1 protein-coding gene is annotated in these 800 nt (G+C 44.6%); it reads right to left on the bottom strand.

Going from position 1 to position 800, the window contains the following annotated elements; genetic code table 11:
* Positions 1-58 precede the first annotated feature (58 nt).
* On the bottom strand, positions 59-800 hold a 742-nt coding region (locus A3735_RS24505), incomplete at its 5' end, for a 3'-5' exonuclease (protein WP_231882640.1).

Genomic DNA, 800 nt, shown 5'->3' with positions numbered 1-800 from the left:
CACCGTAACTCTTCTGCATATTGCCTCGTAATACGACTTGGTTTGCCTAATGCGACTTCTATTTGCTTACTATCCAGAGCACTTCCAACGCTGTGCTTTGCGGGATATTAAGCTCATGCTGGAAACGTGAAATTTGAGCTTTGCTGTTCGAAACATCTTCAGGAATAAGGAGGTGTAAGCATTCTTTGGCACGCGTCATTGCGACGTATAACAGACGCCTTTCACTTTCGAGCAAGGCTTTGCTTAGCATTTCATCTTTGTAGGTATAGGGCAGGGTTTTGTTGTTGAGACCGGGAATAATGACTTGTTTCCACTCGAGGCCTTTTGCGCGATGAATGGTCGATAGCTGGACCGTATCGGTTTTTTTAGTCTTATGGTTATGTTGCTCGGAGTCTTGTTGTAGCTTAATAAAAAGCTTGAGCGTATCTTCGAGGCTAAGCTTGTGTTGAGCTAGAAAGCGGGCAATTCCCTGAATTGAGGCGACTTTTTCCTCTGCATGATCGTGGCTCAGGCTAAGAGAACGAATCCCTTCATATAATTCAGTTTCATTAAAATAGCTTGCAAAGGTCGCGGCTAAGGGCTGCGGTTTGTTCTCTAGCGCATTCAGTGCTCTTGCCAGCCGTTCTAATTTTATAGCTTGTATACGCTTAATATCTTCAGGTATGGCTTCCTTGGTCAATTGTCCCCAATTGCTGTCATGCTGAGCAAGTGTATGACAAAAGGCCTTGATCTGTGTGTCGGGTAAACCCACATGTGGAAAATGAAACAGAAGGTCCAGTTTCAAAGCCCGTTGCTCAGTA

It is taken from the genome of Oleiphilus sp. HI0061, from assembly GCF_001635675.1.
Note: the sequence above shows the minus strand (reverse complement) of the source record. Positions and strands in the feature narration are given on the sequence as shown.